The organism is Streptomyces sp. NPDC005820 (assembly GCF_040630255.1).
GTDB lineage: Bacteria > Actinomycetota > Actinomycetes > Streptomycetales > Streptomycetaceae > Streptomyces.
Map to the genome: position 1 here is coordinate 112,282 of NZ_JBEXXE010000027.1, position 17,476 is coordinate 129,757.

The 17,476-nt window shown below is 70.8% G+C and carries 13 protein-coding genes; 6 read left to right on the forward strand and 7 right to left on the reverse strand.

From position 1 onward, the window contains the following. Nucleotides 1–113: 113 nt before the first annotated feature. The 3 genes from ABZ464_RS30615 to ABZ464_RS30625 form a co-directional block, all read right to left on the reverse strand. Complete coding sequence (locus ABZ464_RS30615; protein ID WP_359281993.1) at nucleotides 114–677, reverse strand: MBL fold metallo-hydrolase; 564 nt, start codon at nucleotides 675–677, stop codon at nucleotides 114–116. A gap of 78 nt (nucleotides 678–755) precedes the next feature. Further along, nucleotides 756–1,145, reverse strand: coding sequence for a cold shock domain-containing protein (locus ABZ464_RS30620; protein ID WP_358997105.1), 390 nt, complete (start codon nucleotides 1,143–1,145; stop codon nucleotides 756–758). Between the two features lie 134 nt (nucleotides 1,146–1,279). After that, the gene (locus ABZ464_RS30625) at nucleotides 1,280–1,672 is read right to left on the reverse strand and encodes a DUF5997 family protein (RefSeq protein WP_359281995.1); all 393 of its coding nucleotides are present in this window, start codon (nucleotides 1,670–1,672) and stop codon (nucleotides 1,280–1,282) included. A 58-nt stretch (nucleotides 1,673–1,730) separates the two neighbouring features. Between ABZ464_RS30625 and ABZ464_RS30630 the strand changes: the two genes are divergently transcribed. Further along, on the forward strand, nucleotides 1,731–2,558 hold the full coding sequence (locus ABZ464_RS30630) for a LysR family substrate-binding domain-containing protein (RefSeq protein ID WP_359281998.1): 828 nt from the start codon (nucleotides 1,731–1,733) through the stop codon (nucleotides 2,556–2,558). A gap of 20 nt (nucleotides 2,559–2,578) precedes the next feature. Here the strand turns inward: ABZ464_RS30630 and ABZ464_RS30635 are convergent, their stop codons facing one another. The 3 genes from ABZ464_RS30635 to ABZ464_RS30645 form a co-directional block, all read right to left on the reverse strand. Beyond that, complete coding sequence (locus tag ABZ464_RS30635; RefSeq protein WP_359282000.1) at nucleotides 2,579–5,383, reverse strand: beta-L-arabinofuranosidase domain-containing protein; 2,805 nt, start codon at nucleotides 5,381–5,383, stop codon at nucleotides 2,579–2,581. Between the two features lie 135 nt (nucleotides 5,384–5,518). After that, entirely contained in the window at nucleotides 5,519–5,995 is a 477-nt protein-coding gene (locus tag ABZ464_RS30640; RefSeq protein ID WP_359282001.1) for an Lrp/AsnC family transcriptional regulator, read from the reverse strand. A gap of 64 nt (nucleotides 5,996–6,059) precedes the next feature. After that, the gene (locus ABZ464_RS30645; RefSeq protein WP_359282004.1) at nucleotides 6,060–7,196 is read right to left on the reverse strand and encodes a CapA family protein; all 1,137 of its coding nucleotides are present in this window, start codon (nucleotides 7,194–7,196) and stop codon (nucleotides 6,060–6,062) included. 113 nt (nucleotides 7,197–7,309) lie between these two features. Between ABZ464_RS30645 and ABZ464_RS30650 the strand changes: the two genes are divergently transcribed. From ABZ464_RS30650 to ABZ464_RS30670, 5 genes are all read left to right on the forward strand, one after another. Continuing rightward, a complete protein-coding gene (locus ABZ464_RS30650) occupies nucleotides 7,310–7,999 on the forward strand; it encodes an alpha/beta family hydrolase (RefSeq protein WP_359282006.1) in 690 nt (229 codons plus the stop codon). A gap of 74 nt (nucleotides 8,000–8,073) precedes the next feature. Then, complete coding sequence (locus ABZ464_RS30655) at nucleotides 8,074–8,727, forward strand: phosphoribosyltransferase (RefSeq protein ID WP_359282009.1); 654 nt, start codon at nucleotides 8,074–8,076, stop codon at nucleotides 8,725–8,727. A gap of 217 nt (nucleotides 8,728–8,944) precedes the next feature. Beyond that, nucleotides 8,945–11,221, forward strand: a complete 2,277-nt coding sequence (locus ABZ464_RS30660; RefSeq protein ID WP_359282012.1) for a LuxR C-terminal-related transcriptional regulator — start codon at nucleotides 8,945–8,947, stop codon at nucleotides 11,219–11,221. 205 nt (nucleotides 11,222–11,426) lie between these two features. Next, nucleotides 11,427–12,350, forward strand: a complete 924-nt coding sequence (locus ABZ464_RS30665) for a hypothetical protein (protein ID WP_359282015.1) — start codon at nucleotides 11,427–11,429, stop codon at nucleotides 12,348–12,350. 315 nt (nucleotides 12,351–12,665) lie between these two features. After that, complete coding sequence (locus ABZ464_RS30670) at nucleotides 12,666–14,936, forward strand: LamG domain-containing protein (protein ID WP_359282016.1); 2,271 nt, start codon at nucleotides 12,666–12,668, stop codon at nucleotides 14,934–14,936. A 75-nt stretch (nucleotides 14,937–15,011) separates the two neighbouring features. Here ABZ464_RS30670 and ABZ464_RS30675 read toward each other — a convergent pair whose 3' ends face one another. Next, nucleotides 15,012–17,474: a SpoIIE family protein phosphatase gene (locus tag ABZ464_RS30675; RefSeq protein ID WP_359282018.1), complete on the reverse strand. Its 2,463-nt coding sequence runs from the start codon at nucleotides 17,472–17,474 to the stop codon at nucleotides 15,012–15,014. Nucleotides 17,475–17,476: the final 2 nt, after the last annotated feature.

A 17,476-nucleotide genomic window follows, 5' to 3' on the forward strand; every position in this document is an offset into this window, starting at 1 on the left:
GCATCGATCAAGTGACGGGAACTGTAGAACAAGCCACTGACAACGGGTCCCGACAGAACCAGATCTGACGGGGGAACAGGTGTTGACCTGGGGATTTCCCTTCACGGCTCCGGTCAGGAAGGGGTCTGCGGGGTCGGTGCGAAGGCGCTGCCGTGGCCGGGAACGATCAGTGCGGGGCCGAGGGCGAGGATCCGGGCGCGCGAGGCGTGCAGCGCCTGCGGATCGGTGGCGTAGGGGTCCTCGGGCGGGCCCTCCGCGTTCCACCACAGATGGGTGAGGACGACGAGACCCCCGTCGGTGTCGACGAGGGTGCTGATGTCCTCGGGGGTGTGCCCGGGGGTGGCCGCCAGCCGGACCGAGGGGGACAGGGCGAAACCGTCGGCGGGACGGTCGGTCCACACATCGTCCCGGTAGATCGCCCAGTGGTCGTGGAACCGGGCCGCGGGGAACAGTGCGGCGTTGAGGGTGTGATCGGGGTGGTGGTGGCTGAACACCACATCGGTGACCTGGTCGGGGGTGACGCCCCGGGCGGCCAGCGGGTCCAGGATCAGCGCGCGGTCCGCGACCATGCCCGGATCCACCACGACGACGGTGTCCCCGTCACGGACGAGACTGACCGTGCTCGCGGTCCGCGGCCCGACATAGCCGGCGGTCAGCACATGGAGGCTCGCTGTCATCCACGCACAGTAACGTTCAGGCGCGGCGGTGCACAGGGGGACGCCGAGGCCCCCGCGCGCACCGCCGCGGCTGGTGGATCAGCCCTCGACCCAGCCGTGGTTCTTCGCGAACTGCGCCAGCCCGCCGCGCACCTGGACGATCTGCTCCCCGGTGAGCGAGGGCGCCGCGCTCAGCAGGGCCTCGGTGACGTCCCGGACGAACTCCTCGGTGCTGAGCACATCGCACAGCACGTCGTCGTCGGCCGCGAGCGGCTTGCCGTCCGCGCCCCGCGCGAGCCGGACCCCGGACGCCTTCGGGCCGCGCTCACCGTCCTCGATCTCGAACTCGACGACGATGCCACGCCGCACCTGCGACTCGGGCATCAACATGTCGTTGACGTGCAGGAAGACATCCTCCCCGCCGTCATCGGGCGCGATGAACCCGTAGCCCCGCTGGCTGTCGAAGCGCACCACACGACCAGCAACCATCCCAACCCCCAGCAACCTCGAAACACCCACTTCGGTGAACCTGCCCAGATCGTAGTCAAACCGACCGCTCCCCGGCGACTCCCGGGGTTCACCGCGCGCGGCGCACCGCGCTGAGCTGCGGAAACGCGCGTCGGTCAGTCCTCGGCGGCGTCGCGCTCGGCGTCGCGCTTCTTGAGGCGGGCGGCCTCCTTGCGGACCTCGGCCTGGGTGCCGCGCTCCTTCTCCAGCCACTCCGGCCTCGCGTCCTTGAGCGCGTCGATCTGCTCGGTGGTGAGCGCCTCGGTCACCCCGCCGCGGGCCAGGCCCGCGATGGACACGCCCAGCTTGGCCGCGACCACCGGACGGGGATGCGGGCCGTTCTCGCGCAGCGTCCGCAGCCATTCGGGCGGGTTCGCCTGGAGTTCGTTCAGCTCGGCGCGCGAGACGACGCCCTCCTGGAACTCGGCGGGCGTGGCGGGGAGGTACACACCCAGTTTCTTCGCCGCGGTGGCGGGCTTCATCGTCTGGGCGGTCTGCTGCGACTTCATACGGTCCAGGGTATCGGCCGCCGCGGAGACCTCCGACCACAGCCGGTAACCTGGCGGGATGACCGACCAGGCGGATTCCCCTTCGTTCCGGCTCGCGTACGTCCCCGGAGTGACGCCCGCCAAGTGGGTGCGGATCTGGGAGGAGCGCCTGCCCGACACCCCTCTCACCCTTCTTCAGGTGTCCCCGGCGGAGGCCTCCGACGTCCTGCGCGACGGCGCCGCCGACGCGGCCTTCGTCCGTCTCCCCGTCGACCGCACGGTGTTCAGCGCGATCCCCCTCTACACCGAGACGACGGTCGTCGTGGTCCCCAAGGACCATGTGATCACCGCCGCCGAGGAGATCACCCTGGACGATCTCGCCGACGAGGTGGTCATCCACCCCCTCGACGACGTCCTCGGCTGGGAGGAGCTGCCCGGTGAGCCCGCCTTCGAGCGCCCGCAGACCACGGCGGACGCGATCGAACTCGTCGCGGCGAACATCGGCGTCCTGATCGTGCCCCAGTCCCTGGCCCGCCTCCACCACCGCCGTGACCTCACCTACCGCACGCTGCTGGACGCCCCGCAGTCGGCGGTCGCCCTGTCCTGGCCGGAGGAGGCGACCACCGACCTGGTCGAGGACCTCATCGGCATCGTGCGGGGCCGTACCGTCAACAGCACCCGGGGCCGGGACCGGCAGACGACGGCGAAGCAGGGCGAGCCCCGCACGACGCAGTCCGGGGGTGCGCCCCGCAAGAGCGCCGGAAGCGGCGGCGGCGCCCGGGGCCGCAGCGGCGGCACGAAGGGCGGCGGCTCGGCGAAGGGCGGCGGTTCGGCCAGGGGTGGCGCCGGTGCGAAGGGCGGCGGCCGGCGCGGAACCGGCGGCGGCAAGCCCCGCCGCCGGTCCTAGGGGCCACAACGGCCTGCGGCTCAGGCCACGTAACTCGCCGCGTCGGCGGTGTTCACCACCTTCGTCCCGTCCGCCGACGCCAGCAGCCCGGCGGCCACCCACGTGTCCACCACCGTCCGCACCCGGGCGACCAGCGCCGCCTTGGAGGCGAACGGCGCCGCCGCCCACACCTCGTCGAGCAGGGTGGTGCCGTCGGACTTCGCGGGGTTGGCGACCCCGGAGTCGACCGTCCCGAAGACGACCTTCGGCTCCGACCGCCGGAAGTAGGCGTGCGTCGGGTCCTCCGTCCCCTCGAAGAACGGGGCGAACTCGGTGCCGTTCAGCATGTAGTGGAGGGACTTGCCGCTCACCGGGGTCAGCGTGGGCAGCAGATCGCCGGAGAGGGCCGCGTTCGCGTACAGCCCGAACGGCAGGTAGCTCGTCGAGGAGTTGCGGGCGACCAGGTTGACCGGGCCGTGGAACAGGGTCTGCAACGACGGGTCGTCCAGGGCCTTCTCGACGCGCAGCCGGAACGGGACCGTGACGCGTACGACGTCGCCGGACTTCCAGGTGCGGGACACGGTGAAGTAGCTCCCGGCGACCGGAGTGCCGCTCACCGCGGTGCCGTTGACCGTCACCTGGAAGCCCGCGGTCGCCCAGGACGGCACCCGCAGCTTGAGCCCGAAGGCGGCGCTGCTCCCGCCGAAGGTGAGCGTCGTGCCCTGCTCGGCAGGGTAGGCCGTGGTCTGGGTGACCGTGACGCCCTTCTCGGCCCAGGTCAGCGTGGACGGACTGTAGAGGTTGACGTAGAGCGCGCTGCCGTCGGCGGCCTTGAAGTACACCGAGTCCTGGTACTTGGTGGCGCTCTCCATGCCGGTGCCCTCGCAGCAGGTGGTGCCCTGCTTGGGGGTGTAGTCGCGGACATGGCCGGGGGTGAGCCCGATGAAGTACGTGACGAGCGGCTTCTCCGCGTCGGCGGTGTCCTGCTTGGAGCCGAGGACCTGGTTGTACAACGCCCGCTCGTAGTAGTCCATGTAGGCCGGGGTCTGCTCGTGGAAGAACAGGGTCCGGCTCAGCTTCAGCAGGTTGTACGCACAGCAGGTCTCCGCGTTCGTGGCGCTGATCGTGCCCGCGACGCTGTCCCGCGCCTTCCAGAACTCCCCGGTGCTGGTCCCGCCGATGCCGTACATGCGGTGCGGTACGACCATGCCCCAGAAGTTCTTCGCGGCGGTCAGGTAGCGCGTCTCGCCGGTCGCGTCGTACAGCCTGAGCAGTCCGGTGAAGATCGGGATGTGCTGGTTGGCGTGCAGCCCGTCGAGCGTGTCGGTGTTCGCGGCGCACGCGTCGATCAGCGAGTCGAGGTCGAACAGCTTGGCCAGCGCGAGGTGTTCGGCCTTCCCGGTGAACGCGTACAGATCGACGATCGCCTCGACGATGCCGCCGAACTCCCCGCTGGAGAACAGCCCCCACATCCGCTGGAGCGTCGCCTCGGACAGCACCGACAGCCGGGAGTACATCCAGTCGCCCATGCCGGACGCGAGGTCGAGGGCACGGGTGTCGTCGGTGGCGATGTAGGCGTCCAGCAGACCGCGCAGGATCTTGTGCGCGGTGTAGTACGGCGCCCAGACCTTGGTGTAGTCGCTGCCGGTCATCGACTCCAGCAGGATGAACTGGGTCTCCGGGTACGCCGCGAGGAACCCGGGGTGGCTGGGTCCGCCCCAGGTGCGCTTCAGGGTGGCGGTCTGCCCCCGGCCGGAGCCGTCCGAGAAGGTGCCGCCGCTCGTGGCCTGGAACCAGTACGACGCGAGGGTGCCGAGTCCCGGCGAGGAGAGCTTGGCCTCGTTGGTCTGCAGCGAGGTGATCTCGGCCTGGGTGAGCACCCGCGACCACACGTTGAACTCGTCGTAGCAGCCGGCGTACAGGGGGTCGCCGGAGTAGTTCGAGCGGCCCAGCCAGTTGTTGGTGAGTGTGCCGAGCGTCGCCGGGGTGAGGGTCATCGCCGTGTTCGTGGCGACGGCCGTGCCGTTGACGTACAGGGTGCCGGTGGTGCCCGAGAGGGTCACCGCGAGGTGGCTCCACTGGTTCAGCGGCAGCGCGGCCGTGCCGTTGAGGCCCTGCTCGCCGCCCGCCCCGCCGGTCGTGATGGCGAACCGGGGCACACCGCTCGCGTTGCGGCTCGCCAGGTACATGTACCGGGTGGTGTTGTTGCCGAAGTCGAAGACCCGCTGCCAGTTGGCGTCGTGGGTGGGCTTGACCCACACCGACAGGGTGATCGCGGAGGCGCCGTTCAGGACGGTGGCGGGCAGGTCGACGTACTGGGAGGAGCCGCGCACCAGCTCCAGCGCGCCGCCCCACTTCCCGGTGACGGCGAGCATCTTCGGGTCCGTGCGCAGGGCCGTGCGGACATCGGTCAGCGCGCCGACCATGGTCGCGATCCGGTCCGCGAACACCTGCTCGCCGGTGCTCGCGTACGCCTGCGCCAGCATGGTCAGGAAGTGCCCGGTGTAGTGCCCGCGCAGATTGCCGTTGGCCTCCCCGTCGAGCCCCTCCCAGCCGCCCGGCGCGACCGCGCCCAGGGTGGAGAGCCCGGCGTTGGCCCGGAAGACCTGGAGCAGCCGGTTGACGTCGTAGCCGCGGGCGTGATCGAGCATCAGCTTCCGCTTGGTGGCGAAGATCCCGGTGCCGAGGGCCACGTCCTTGAGTGCGAAGGGCCGCAGCGCCCAGGAGGCCGGCGGCGGAAGCGTGGCCGCCGAGGCAGCGGGAGCCACCGCCGCGCCGGCGCCCGGGACGGCGGCGGCGAGGATCGCGCTCTGGAGGAGGGTCCGTCTGCTGAGGGGACGTGCCATGTGCTGCTCCTCTGATCCACAGGGGGGTGTGTTCGCAATGTTCGAGATTGCGAACAATGTGCGGATGGTCGACCAGACGTTAGAAGGGGGACGGGAGACCGTCAACGGGCCGGACAGGATCAAAAGTTGAGAAAGCTACTTCCGGGCCGCGCGGCCGATCGACTCCACCAGCGGCAGCAGCCGGTGCGGCACGCGTTCGCGCAGGGCGACCTCGGTCCGGGTGCGGACCACTCCGGGGAGGCTGATCAGCTTCTGGATCACGTCCTCCAGATGGGCGTTGTCCCGCGCCACCACCCGTGTCAGCAGATCACCGCCGCCGGTGATCGAGAAGGCCTCGACGATCTCGGGTACGGCGGCCAGCGCGTCGCCCACGTCGTCGAGATGGCCCTGGGTGACCTCGATGTGCACGAACGCGAGCACCGGATGCCCGAGCGCGGCGGGGGAGAGCGACGGCCCGCTCCCGGTGATCACTCCGTCCCGCTCCAGGCGGTCCAGCCGGGCCTGGAGGGTGCCGCGCGCGACGCCGAGGATCCTGGCGTACTCCCGCACGCTGGTGCGCGGCTGTTCGATAAGCAGCCGCAGAATGCGGGTGTCGAGCTCGTCGACGGCCATGACGCCCGGCCTCCTCGTCCAGGATCGATCTTCGCCGACTGTACCAACGGCCCGGTCGAACGGCTCACGAGCCCGCCGCCCGCCGCTGATGGAGGGCCGGGTGCACCACCGTGAGCGTGCCGTCGGGAGCCTCGGCGACCCGGACGCCGGGGCTGATCAGGTCCAGCGTCGCGCGCAGCCAGGCGCGGTCCGCGGGGGGAGCCTCCTCCAGGCGCATGCGGTGTGCGCGCAGGGGCACCATGGTCAGCCCGGCCAGCCGGCCCGTGTCCGCGGCGAGCCGCACGAGCCAGGCGATCCGCAGATCGTCGCGGTACTCCGCGTGGCCGGAGATGCCTTCGTAGTCGTCGATGAAGTCGCCGCAGCCGTGCAGGACGAGGCGGTCGCGGTAGATCTCCACGGGGCGCGGATGGTGGGAGGAGTGCCCGTGGACCAGGTCGACACCGCCGTCGACCAGGGCACGCGCGAACCGGGTCTGGTCGCGGGGCACCCGGTATCCCCAATTGGAGCCCCAGTGCACCGACACGACCACGAGGTCGCCCGCGCGCCTGGCCCGCCGGACATGCCGGACCACCGCGGCGGCCGTCGCCGCCGACAGCTCGGGCAGATAGGCGACCCCGGCCACGGCCCGGCTCGCCGCCCAGTCGGGCGGGATCCCGCTGGAGCGCGCCCCCAGCGCGAACACGAGCACTCGGCCGCCGCCCGGGACGGGCACCGCGGCGGGCGCGTAGGCCTCGTCGGGATCGTGCCCCGCCCCCGCCGTCCGCAGACCCGCACCGGCCAGTGAGCGGAGCGTCTCCGCCAGACCCGGCCGGCCGAAGTCCAGCACATGATTGTTGGCCAGCACACAGACATCGGGCCGGGCCACCGTCAGCGCCGGCAGGTTGGCCGGATGCATCCGGTAGTGGATCGCCTTGTCGGGCGCGAACGCGTCACAGCGCGTGACGGACGTCTCCAGGTTCACCACCCGCACGTCCGGGCCGCTCTCGGCCAGCACCCGCAACGCCTCGCCCCACGGCCAGGAGGGACCCACGGGCGCCGGGACCGGCCCGTGCGCCGACTCCGCCAGCCGTACGTAGTCCCGCGCGTCCGTGACCCAGTCCTCCCGCAGCCGGGGGCTGCCCGGATGCGCCAGGATCTGATCGACGCCGCGCCCGAGCATCACATCGCCACACAGGAACAGCGTCACGACGCCGCCGGTCACGCCCTCACGGTAACCCCGCTTGGCCGGTGCCATTCTGGATACCCGGAACCCGTGTCGGCGCCGGGGGAGGCAGGCGCGGCGCCGCCGCCGTTCCGCGGAAGAAGATGACGGTGATGATCTCCCAGCTGGTCCGCGTCCCCGCCGACGGCGCGGCGCTCACTGGTGACCTCCTCGTCCCGGCGCACGCCCGGGCGGTGGTGCTGTTCGCCCACGGCAGCGGCAGCTCCCGGCACAGCCCGCGCAACCGGATGGTCGCCGCCGAGCTGCGCACCGCCGGCCTCGGCACCCTGCTGATCGACCTGCTCACCGAGCCCGAGGAGCGGGCGGACGCGTCGACGGGCCTGCACCGCTTCGACATACCGCTGCTGGGGCGGCGCGTGGTCGCCGTCGTCGACTGGCTGGCCGCGCAGCACGACACCGAGGCGCTTCCCGTCGTCCTGTTCGGCGCCAGCACCGGCGCGGCGGCGGCCCTGGTGGCCGCGGCGGAGCGGCCCGGCCGGGTGCTGACCGTGGTCTCCCGGGGCGGGCGGCCCGACCTGGCCGAGGCCGCCCTGGACGCCGTACGGGTGCCCGTGCTGCTGATCGTGGGCGGGCGGGACCCCGAGGTGCTGCGGCTGAACGAGGAGGCGGCCCGGCTGCTGCGGGGGCCGTGCGCCCTGCACGTCGTCCCGGGCGCGACCCATCTGTTCGAGGAGCCCGGCGCGCTGGAGCAGGTCGCCGGGGCCGCGAAGCGGTGGTGCGACGACCGGCTGCGGTCCGTCCCGCTGAAGACGGAACGGGGAGGGGAACGGGGAGGGGACTGAACCGAATGATCCGGATGATTCGAATGATCCGGAGGGGGACGGAGGGGGAGTGACCGGAAGGAAGGGGCGGTCCCATGCAGTTCCGTGACCGCGCGCAGGCCGGACGCGAGCTCGCCGGCGTGCTGCGGACCCGGCAGGACGAGGGCGAACTGCCCGACCCCGTCGTCCTCGCCCTGCCCCGGGGCGGTGTCGCCGTGGCCGAGGAGGTCGCCCGGGCGCTGAACGCGCCGCTCGACGTGCTCGTCGTACGGAAGATCGGCGCGCCGTTCCAGCAGGAGCTCGGCGTCGGCGCGCTCGTCGGCGGCGCCGAGCCGCTCTTCGACGAGGACATCCTGCGCGCACTCGGCCTCACCGAGCGCGATCTCGCCCCGGTGGTGGAGCGGGAGCGCGCCGAGCTCCACCGGCGTGAGCTGCTCTACCGCGACGGCCGCCCCGCCCCCGACCTGCGCGGGCGTACCGCGATCGTGGTCGACGACGGCCTGGCCACCGGGGCCACCGCGCGCGCCGCGCTCCGCTCCCTGCGGCGTGCCGCGCCCCGGCGCACCGTCCTGGCCGTACCGGTCGGCTCCCCGGAGGCGGTCGCCCTGCTGGGGCCCGAGGCGGACGACGTCCTCTGCCTGTACCAGCCGGCCGCCTTCATGGCCGTCGGCCTCTGGTACGACGACTTCGACCAGCTCACCGACGCCGATGTGCTGCGCGCCCTGCGCGCGGCGGCCGACGACCGGTGAAGCGGCGCCGCCGGTGGTCCGTTGACGCCCCGTCGGCGGGGCGTCAACGGCGACGCCCAGGGCCTTCGCCTTGCTCGTTCGTGTGACCAGCGGCACTGCGGTCTGTACGGAGACTGTGGATTACGGTGGCGCTGTCGCACTGGTCACGCGCGCGTACGGCACCCTCGTGCGGCTGACGGCCGAGGTGACCGCGAAAGAAAGAAGGTGAGGGCGCGGCATGACCAGCATGATCTCGGAGGCGGGGAATCTGCCCGTGGCCTTCACCAGCTTCGTGGGCCGACGGCACCTCATCGCCGAGATCCGCCGTGTCCTCGGTCCGGCGAGGCTGCTGACGCTGACCGGTATGGGTGGCGTGGGCAAGACGCGGCTGGCGCTCGAGGCGGCCGCCGCGTCGAGAAGGGCGTTCGCGGACGGGGTGTGGCTGGTTGACCTGGCTCCGGTGCGGGAGCCGTTGGCCGTGGCGGACGCCGCCGCGGCGGCGCTCGGGGTGCCGGAACTGGGCGCGAGGCCCGCCCTGGACCGGCTCACGGGGTATCTGGCGGGGCGCCGGGCGCTGATCGTGCTGGACAACTGCGAGCATCTGGTCGACGCGTGCGCCGAGCTGGCCCAGGCGCTGCTGTCGGCCGCTCCCGAGGTACGGGTGCTGGCGACGAGCCGGCAGACGCTGGGCATCGCGGGCGAGCACGTCCTCGTCGTACCGCCGCTGTCGGTTCCGGACGAGGCGGTCGAACTGCTGCGGGACCGGGCCACCGCCGTACGGCCGGAGTTCCGGATCACCGACCTGAACCGGGCCGGCGCCTCCCGGCTCTGTGCCGGCCTGGACGGGCTGCCGCTGGCCATCGAGCTGGCCGCGTCCCGGCTGCGCACGCTCACCGTGGACCAGGCGGTGGACCGGCTGGAGGACCGTTTCACGCTGCTCACGAGCGGCAGCCGGACAGCGCGGCCCCGTCAGCGCACGCTGCGGGCGCTGGTCGACTGGAGCTACGAACTGTGCGGTCCGGCCGAGCGGCTGCTGTGGAACCGGCTGTCCGTGTTCGTCGGCGGTTTCACCCTGGACGCGGTCGAGGGTGTCTGCGTGGGAGAGGGCATCGCCCGGCACGAGGTGGTGGACCTCCTGGACCGGCTGGTCGGGCAGTCCATCGTTCTGGTGATCGAGCAGGAGGGTCTGCCGCGCTACCGGATGCTGGAGACCATCCGCCGCTACGGAAGACTGCGGCTCGCCGAGTCCGACGAGGAACAGCGGTTGCTGACGAGGCACCGCGACTTCTTCCTGGCCCTCGCCGAACACGCCGCCGGCACGTGGTACGGCCCAGGACAGCAGCAGACCCTGGCCCGGTTGCGCGCCGAACACAACGATCTGCTGGCGGCACTGAACCACGGCGGCGACCCGCAGGCCGAGCTGGCGCTGGCCGCGGCGCTGCGCTACCACTGGTGCGCCGACAGGTACCTCGGCGAGGGGCGCCGCCGGCTCGACCGGGCGCTCGCGGGCGCGCCCGAGCCCACTGCGGCGCGGGCCCGGGCGCTGTGGGCCGCCGCCTGGGTGGCGTTGCTGCAGGGCGATCCCGCCGCGGCCGACGAGTGGCTGACCGAGGCAGCGGAGCTGGGCGACCAGCTCGACGATCCGACGGTACGCGCGAACGTCCTCGGTTTCCGAGGGACGCTGGCACTGTTCCGCGGGAACCTCGCGGAGGCCGTGTCCCTCTTCGAGGGCGCGGTGGCCGCTCATACGGCGCTGGGGGAGGAAGCCACGACGGTCTTCTGGCTGTTTCAGCTCGCCAGAACCCAGGCCCACCTCGGTGACCCGCGCGCGGCCGAGACCGCCAGGCGGGCGGTCGCCGTCTCACAGGCCCACGGTGAGGGCCTGAACCGCGCATACGCGCTGTGGGCGCTGGGCCTTGACGCCCTGGTGCGCGGCGACCTGGCGGTGGCCCTGGAGCTGACCCGCGCCGGGCTGGAGATCCAGCGGGACTTCAACGACTACGTCGGGGCCGCGCTGCTGCTGGAACTGCACGCCTGGATCAGCGCCGCCGGCAACGACCACGAGCGTGCGGGGCGGCTGCTGGGCACGGTGCGCACCCTGTGGCGGGACACCGGCACCAAGCTCTCCGTGTTCGGCCCCGATCTGGCCGAGCACCATGCGCGCTGCGCGGAGTCGGTCGTCAGGGCTCTGGGCCCGGCAGCGTACGAGAAGGCTCTTACGGAGGGCAGCCGCCTCGACCGCCCCGGCCGGGGCATCGCCTTCGCGCTGACCGGCGGTGCCGAACTGGCCGCCGTGACGGCCGCGGCCCCCAGCCCGCTGACCCAGCGGGAGCGGCAGGTGGCCTCGTTGGTGGCCGAGGGTATGACCAACCGTCAGATCGCCGCCGCCCTCGTGCTCTCCCCACGCACCGTGGGCGGCCACGTCGACCACATCCTGGCCAAGCTCGGCTACGGCCGCCGCGCCCAGATCGCGACCTGGTGGGCGGAGAACCAGGTACCCGACCCGTCCGAATGACGCATGCGCCGGGGCGCCCCCCGCTGTGATCCTTACCGCCATGAACGCCAGTACGGCGGACATGACAAACGGGTGACGCGGGGCTGCTGAACGCACCGGCGGTCCGCTCGTGACTCCATCCGGTACACGCATACCCGGTCTCAGTAAAAGCCGACCTCGAGCCGGTATGCGCCCTCGCACTCTCCTCATTCAGCCCGGAGGACACATGTTCAAGCGAACCGCAGTGCATGTACGCGGAAAGACGAGATCCAGAAAAAGGAAGCCTGTTTTCGCGGCTTTCTTCGCGGTTGCCATCGCAATAGCGCTGCTCCAGGCCCTCCTGTCGATCACATCGGCACAGGCTGTATCGATCAACGACTGTCCGGGAGGCGCAAATTCCGGAGAAGGGTCATCCAGCTGTCCCAACCTGCACAACGATGACCTCAACAATCAGAGGGCGTTTCCCCGTCAGCTGTATCGCGGAGACACCCGCCTGCCGTACGACATCTTCACCAACGGCTTCACTGCGGTAGGAAGCAATGTCGACATAGAGCGGCATGTCCACGGCGGGGACAACAGCAACTATATTTCGACGACGGGAACGCTGGGCGTTGCGGAGGGGTTCGCGCGGGGCCAGGGACTGCGCAATCTGGAATCTGCGGCGCGGATACCACGCTGTTCGACCAGTCGGACATGGATATACGGACTCATTCCGTGGCGTGGTCTGCTGGAAAGCTGTGATCACGGTCAGGTGACCGCGCGCTCCTTCGTCTACGTCATCGATCCCGTGTGGGCAAGGAACGCAGTCTATATTCCCGATCAGATCCGAGGGAATGTGGATCTCCTCACCCACTATCGATCCCAGGACGAATGGGCCTACGTCCACCGGATTCCGAGAGAAGCGATTCTGGGTGTCCGCATCTATCGGATGACGGCGCACGCCAACGGCAGCCTGATACAAACACGGACCATCACGTGGGCCTACGACCATTTCGTCACGAACCCCCATCACGTGGAAGCGCGAATAGTCTACCAGCCGGCCAACGATCCGAATGGGCACTTCGCCTTCGACCAGGACCTGAACGTGCCCGCAATTCAGGCGAACCCGTACACCCGCGGCTGTTCGACAATCAACCGGTGCGCACGCTGACCGTGAAACTCCGCAAGAATTCCGTTCGGCGGCATCCCGTTCACCCTGCACCAGCTGAATCCGCCGCGCTTCAGGTTCGCCCGCCCGGCCGCCCGACCGAGCCCCGCAGGCGCAGGCCGCCCCAGGTGTTCTCCGCGCCGCCCCTTCTCGACGAACTCGGGCCGGCGCCGGTGCACCACGGTCGCTCGAAACAAGCCGGTCACCGATGAGGAGTGAAAGCACTCCCGTTGCCCACCCCGGCAGAATCCGTCGGCGAAGCCGCCCGGCTCACCCCGATACGAAAGGCAGCACATGCTGAAGAACAACGAGCCAGGGGTGAGAACCCGGACGGCCACCTCGCCCATGCGACGGATGCGGACCGGTCTCGTAGCCACCTGCTCCCTCGCGCTGGTCGCCACCGGCGGGCTGCTGACGACCGCTCCCCCGGCGCAGGCCGACATCACCGACGGCCTGCTGCTGCGGTACAAGCTGGACGAATCCGCCGGCACGGTCGCCCATGACTCCTCGGGCCACGGCCTTGACGGCACCGTCAACGGCACCGCCGACCTGGGTGGTGACAATGGGCTGGGCTTCAACGGCTCCAACACCTACGTCAAGCTGCCGAACAACATCATGGCCGGGCTGAACTCGATCAGCGTCGACTTCGACGTGTGGGTCGACAGCACCCTGACCAGCCCGTACTTCATGTACGGGCTCGGCAACACCAGCGGCAGCAACGGCAACGGCTATCTTTTCACCACCGGCGACACCTTCCGCACCTCGGTCTCCCTCACCGACTACACGGCCAAGAAGGACATCCAGCCCTCGGGCGGCTACACGCTGCCGCACGGCGCCTGGAAGCACGTCACCTACACGCAGACCGGCACCACCGGCATCCTCTACGAGGACGGGGTGGAGAAGGCACGCAACACCAACGTCACCATCACCCCGGGCTCGATCGGCAACGGAACCACCACCGCGAACTACCTCGGCCGGTCCCTCTACGCCAACGACAAGTACTTCAAGGGCCGGATGCGCGACTTCCGCCTCTACAACAAGTCCCTGTCCCCGGCCGAGGTCGAGGACAGAGCCAACGACATAGAGCTGCAGTCGGAGGAGCTGCAGGCCCTGGCCACCTACAACAACGCGCTCGCGGCGTTCGAGGACCCCAACATCGGCCCGGTCCTCATCTTCCCGTCCGACTACACCGGGGACATCGACAACGTTCAGCGGCCGCCGGACTGGACCGACTCCTCCGGTCGGACACCGACGCTCTGGCCCACCCCCACCACCGCGAAAAGCCCACTGTTCACCGCCGATCTGATCACTGCCCTGCAGGACGCGGTCTACGCCGCGGTCCAGCCCGACGGCGACACGACGTACAACCTGGCCGTCTACTACGACGGGATGAGCGACCGGGTGGTGGCCGTGACCAACGCCCCGTCATCGGTCACCGACCCCCTGGCCACCCAGTACGCCGGCCAGCTCGTGATCGACACGTCCACGGACACCCACCCGTCACCGCCCACGTGCCGGCCGGCGCAAGCCGGCAGCACCCAGGGACTGCTGCTGGACTACAAGCTGGACGAGCCCGTCGGCGAGATCGCCCACGACTCCTCGGGCCACGGCCGCGACGGCTGGATCAACAACGCCGCCGACATGGGTGGTGACGAGGGACTGGGCTTCAACGGCTCCGACACCTACGTCCAGATGCCGTACAACGTCATGAAGGGGCTGAACTCGATCAGCGTCGACTTCGACGTGTGGGTCGACAGCACCCTGACCAGCCCGTACTTCATGTACGGGCTCGGCAACACCAACGACAGCAACGGCAACGGCAACGGCTACCTGTTCACCACCGGCGACACCTTCCGCACCTCGGTCTCCCTCACCGACTACACGGCCAAGAAGGACATCCAGCCCTCGGGCGGCTACACACTGCCGCACGGCGCGTGGGAGCACGTCACCTACACCCAGACCGGCACCACCGGCATCCTCTACGAGAACGGCGTCGAAAAAGCACGCAACACCAACGTCACCATCACCCCCGGCTCGATCGGCAACGGAACCACCACCGCCAACTACCTCGGCCGATCCCTTTACGCCAACGACAAGTACTTCAAGGGCCGGATGCGCAACTTCCGCGTCTACGACCACGCCCTGACCCCGTCCCAGGTCCACGACAGGGCCGACGAGCCCGCGAAGCGCATGGAGCAGTTGCAGGAGCTGGCCGACTACAACTGCGCGATCTCGTACTTCGACGACCCCGACGTAGGGCCGGTGATCACCTACCCGTCGGACTACACCGGCGACCTCGACGTGCAGACACCGACCGACTGGACCGACTCCTCCGGGCAGACACCGACGAGCTGGCCCCAGCTCTCCATCGCCAAGAGCCAGCAGTTCACCGCCGCCGAGATCAAGAAGGTCACCGATGCGGTCTACCAGGCGATCCAGCCCGACGGCGACACGACATACGGACTGGTGGTCACCTACAACGGGCCGACCGACAAGATGATGGTGGTCACCTACGCTCCGGCCTCGGTCACCGACCCGCTGATGAGTGCCTTCCCAGGCAAGATCCTCCTCGAGGCCCCCACAGCCTGACAGGCGACCGGGATCAGCTGAAACCAGGGAGGGGCCCGGTCACCGGGCCCCTCCCCGAAGCCGCGACCGGGCAGGTCAGAAGTGGCCGGGCGGAACCGGCTCGAAGGTCTGTTCCGCCCAGATGGTCTTCCCCCGGGCGCCCTGGCGGGTGCCCCAGCGCTGGGTCAGCTGGGCGACGAGGAGCAGGCCGCGGCCGCCCTCGTCGTACGTGCGGGCGCGGCGGAGGTGGGGAGCCGTGTTGCTGCCGTCGGAGACTTCGCAGATGAGGGTGTTGTCGTGGATCAGGCGGAGTTGGATCGGAGGTTGGCCGTGCCGGATGGCGTTGGTGACGAGTTCGCTGACGACCAGCTCGGTGACGAACTCGGCGTCCTCCAGTCCCCAGGCCTCGACCTGCGCCAGCGCGTCCTTGCGGGTCTGGGCGACGGCGGAGGGATCGGCCGGTATCTGCCAGGTGGCGACCTGGGAGGTGTCGAGGGCGCGGGTGCGGGCGAGGAGGAGCGCGACGTCGTCGGCGGGGCGCTCGGGCAGGAGATCGGCGAGCACCGTGTCGCACAGGGCGTGCAGGGAGGGTGTCGGCCGGGTGAGCAGGTGGCAGAGCCGTTGGAGGCCGTCGTCGATGTCGCGGTCCCGGGATTCGATCAGGCCGTCGGTGTAGAGGGCGAGCAGGCTGCCCTCGGGCAGGTCGATCTCGGCCGCCTCGAAGGGCAGGCCGCCCAGCCCGAGCAGGGGGCCTGACGGGAGGTCGACGAGTGCGGCGGTGCCCTCGGGGCTCACCACGACCGGCTGCGGATGTCCGGCCCGGGCGAGCGTGCAGCGGCGGGAGATCGGGTCGTACACGGCGTACAGGCAGGTCGCGCCGACCTCGCCGCCGCTCTCCGGGTACCGGCCGGCCGGCTGGGTGCCCTCCTGCTCGGTGGACAGGCGGGCGACCAGGTCGTCGAGGTGGGTGAGCAGTTCGTCGGGGGGCAGGTCGATGTCGGCGAGGGTGCGTACGGCCGTACGCAGCCGGCCCATGGTCGCGGAGGCGTGGAGGCCGTGACCGACGACGTCGCCGACGACCAGGGCCACCCGCGCCCCGGACAGGGGGATCACGTCGAACCAGTCGCCGCCCACGCCGGCGTGCCCGCCGGCCGGGAGGTAACGGGAGGCGACCTCCACCGCCGCCTGCTCGGGCAGCCCCTGCGGCAGCAGGCTGCGCTGCAGCGTCACCGCCGTGCCGCGTTCACGGGTGTAGCGCAGGGCGTTGTCGATACAGACGGCCGCCCGGGCCACCAGTTCCTCGGCCAGAACCAGGTCGTCCTGCTGGAAGATCTCGGGATGGTGGTAGCGGACGAAGACGGCGACGCCCAACGTGGTTCCGCGTGCCGACAGAGGCACCGTCATCGCCGAGCGGGCGCCGAGTTCGCAGACGCGGGACAAGCGGGCCGGGTCGCGGGCGATCCACTCGGCGATCGCGGCGTCGGTCGTCCGGTGCACCGCGGACCGCCCTGACCGCAGGCTCTCGACCGGCGCCGAGCCCTCCGGGTACTCGTCCACATCGCCCAGGCCGAGGACCGCCTCCGGGATGCCCGGGGTCACGGACTGGTGGGCGACGCGCCGCAGCATGAGATGGCCGACCGCGGTCCCGCCCTCCGGGGGCGGTTCGTGCAGGTCGTCGAGGGAGGTCAGCAGGTCGACGCTGACGAAGTCGGCGAGTTCCGGGACCGTCACGTCCGCCAGCTCCTGCGCCGTCCGCATCACATCGAGCGTGGTGCCGATGCGCCGGCCGGCCTCGGCGATCAGCTGGAGCCGCGTGCGTGCCCAGTACTGCTCCGTGATGTCGTGCGCAGTGAGGCAGACACCCTGCACGTGGCCCGTCTGGTCCCGCAGCGGCGACAGGACGACCGACCAGGCGTGCTCGCGCGTTTCACCGCCGGCGCGCATGAAGTGCTCCTGGTACTCGGGCTCCCCGGTCTCCAGCACCCGCAGCATGCCCTGCTCTGCCAGCTCACCGACCGGCCCGTCCACGCCCTCGCCGGTGCGCAGTCCGAGTAGGTCGTCCCGGGTGAGGCCCAAGGCCTGTTCCATGCGGTCGTTCACCCACCGCGCCCGGAGCCCGGTGTCGTAGAGCGCCTGCGCGCAGGAAGGGGACTGCTCGAAGCTGCGGCTCACGAGGGCTTCGTCGGCCGGCTGAGGCTGCTTCCCGGTCAGGGCGGAGACCACGAACCACTCGCGGGTCCCGGTCTCCGGCGTCCGGTGGTGCGCGAGGACCCTGATCTCCAACCGCCGGCCGTCCCGGTGCCGGACGGAGACCTTCCCATGCCATCTCGGCAGCTCCTCGATGGGGCGCAGGTCCTCCACCGGGATCGGCTCGGCCAGCAGACCGGCCGCCGACCGCCCCACGATCTGCGTGGCCGAGTACCCCAGCAGGCGCTCGGCGCCCGCGTTCCACCCGGTCACGGTGGCGTGCTCGTCGAGGGTGACGCGCGCCGTGAGCGCCCCGTCGACCGGCTCTGCGAGCGGCCGCGCCGCCGCGTCGGCGGCGCTTCGCTGGTCCATGA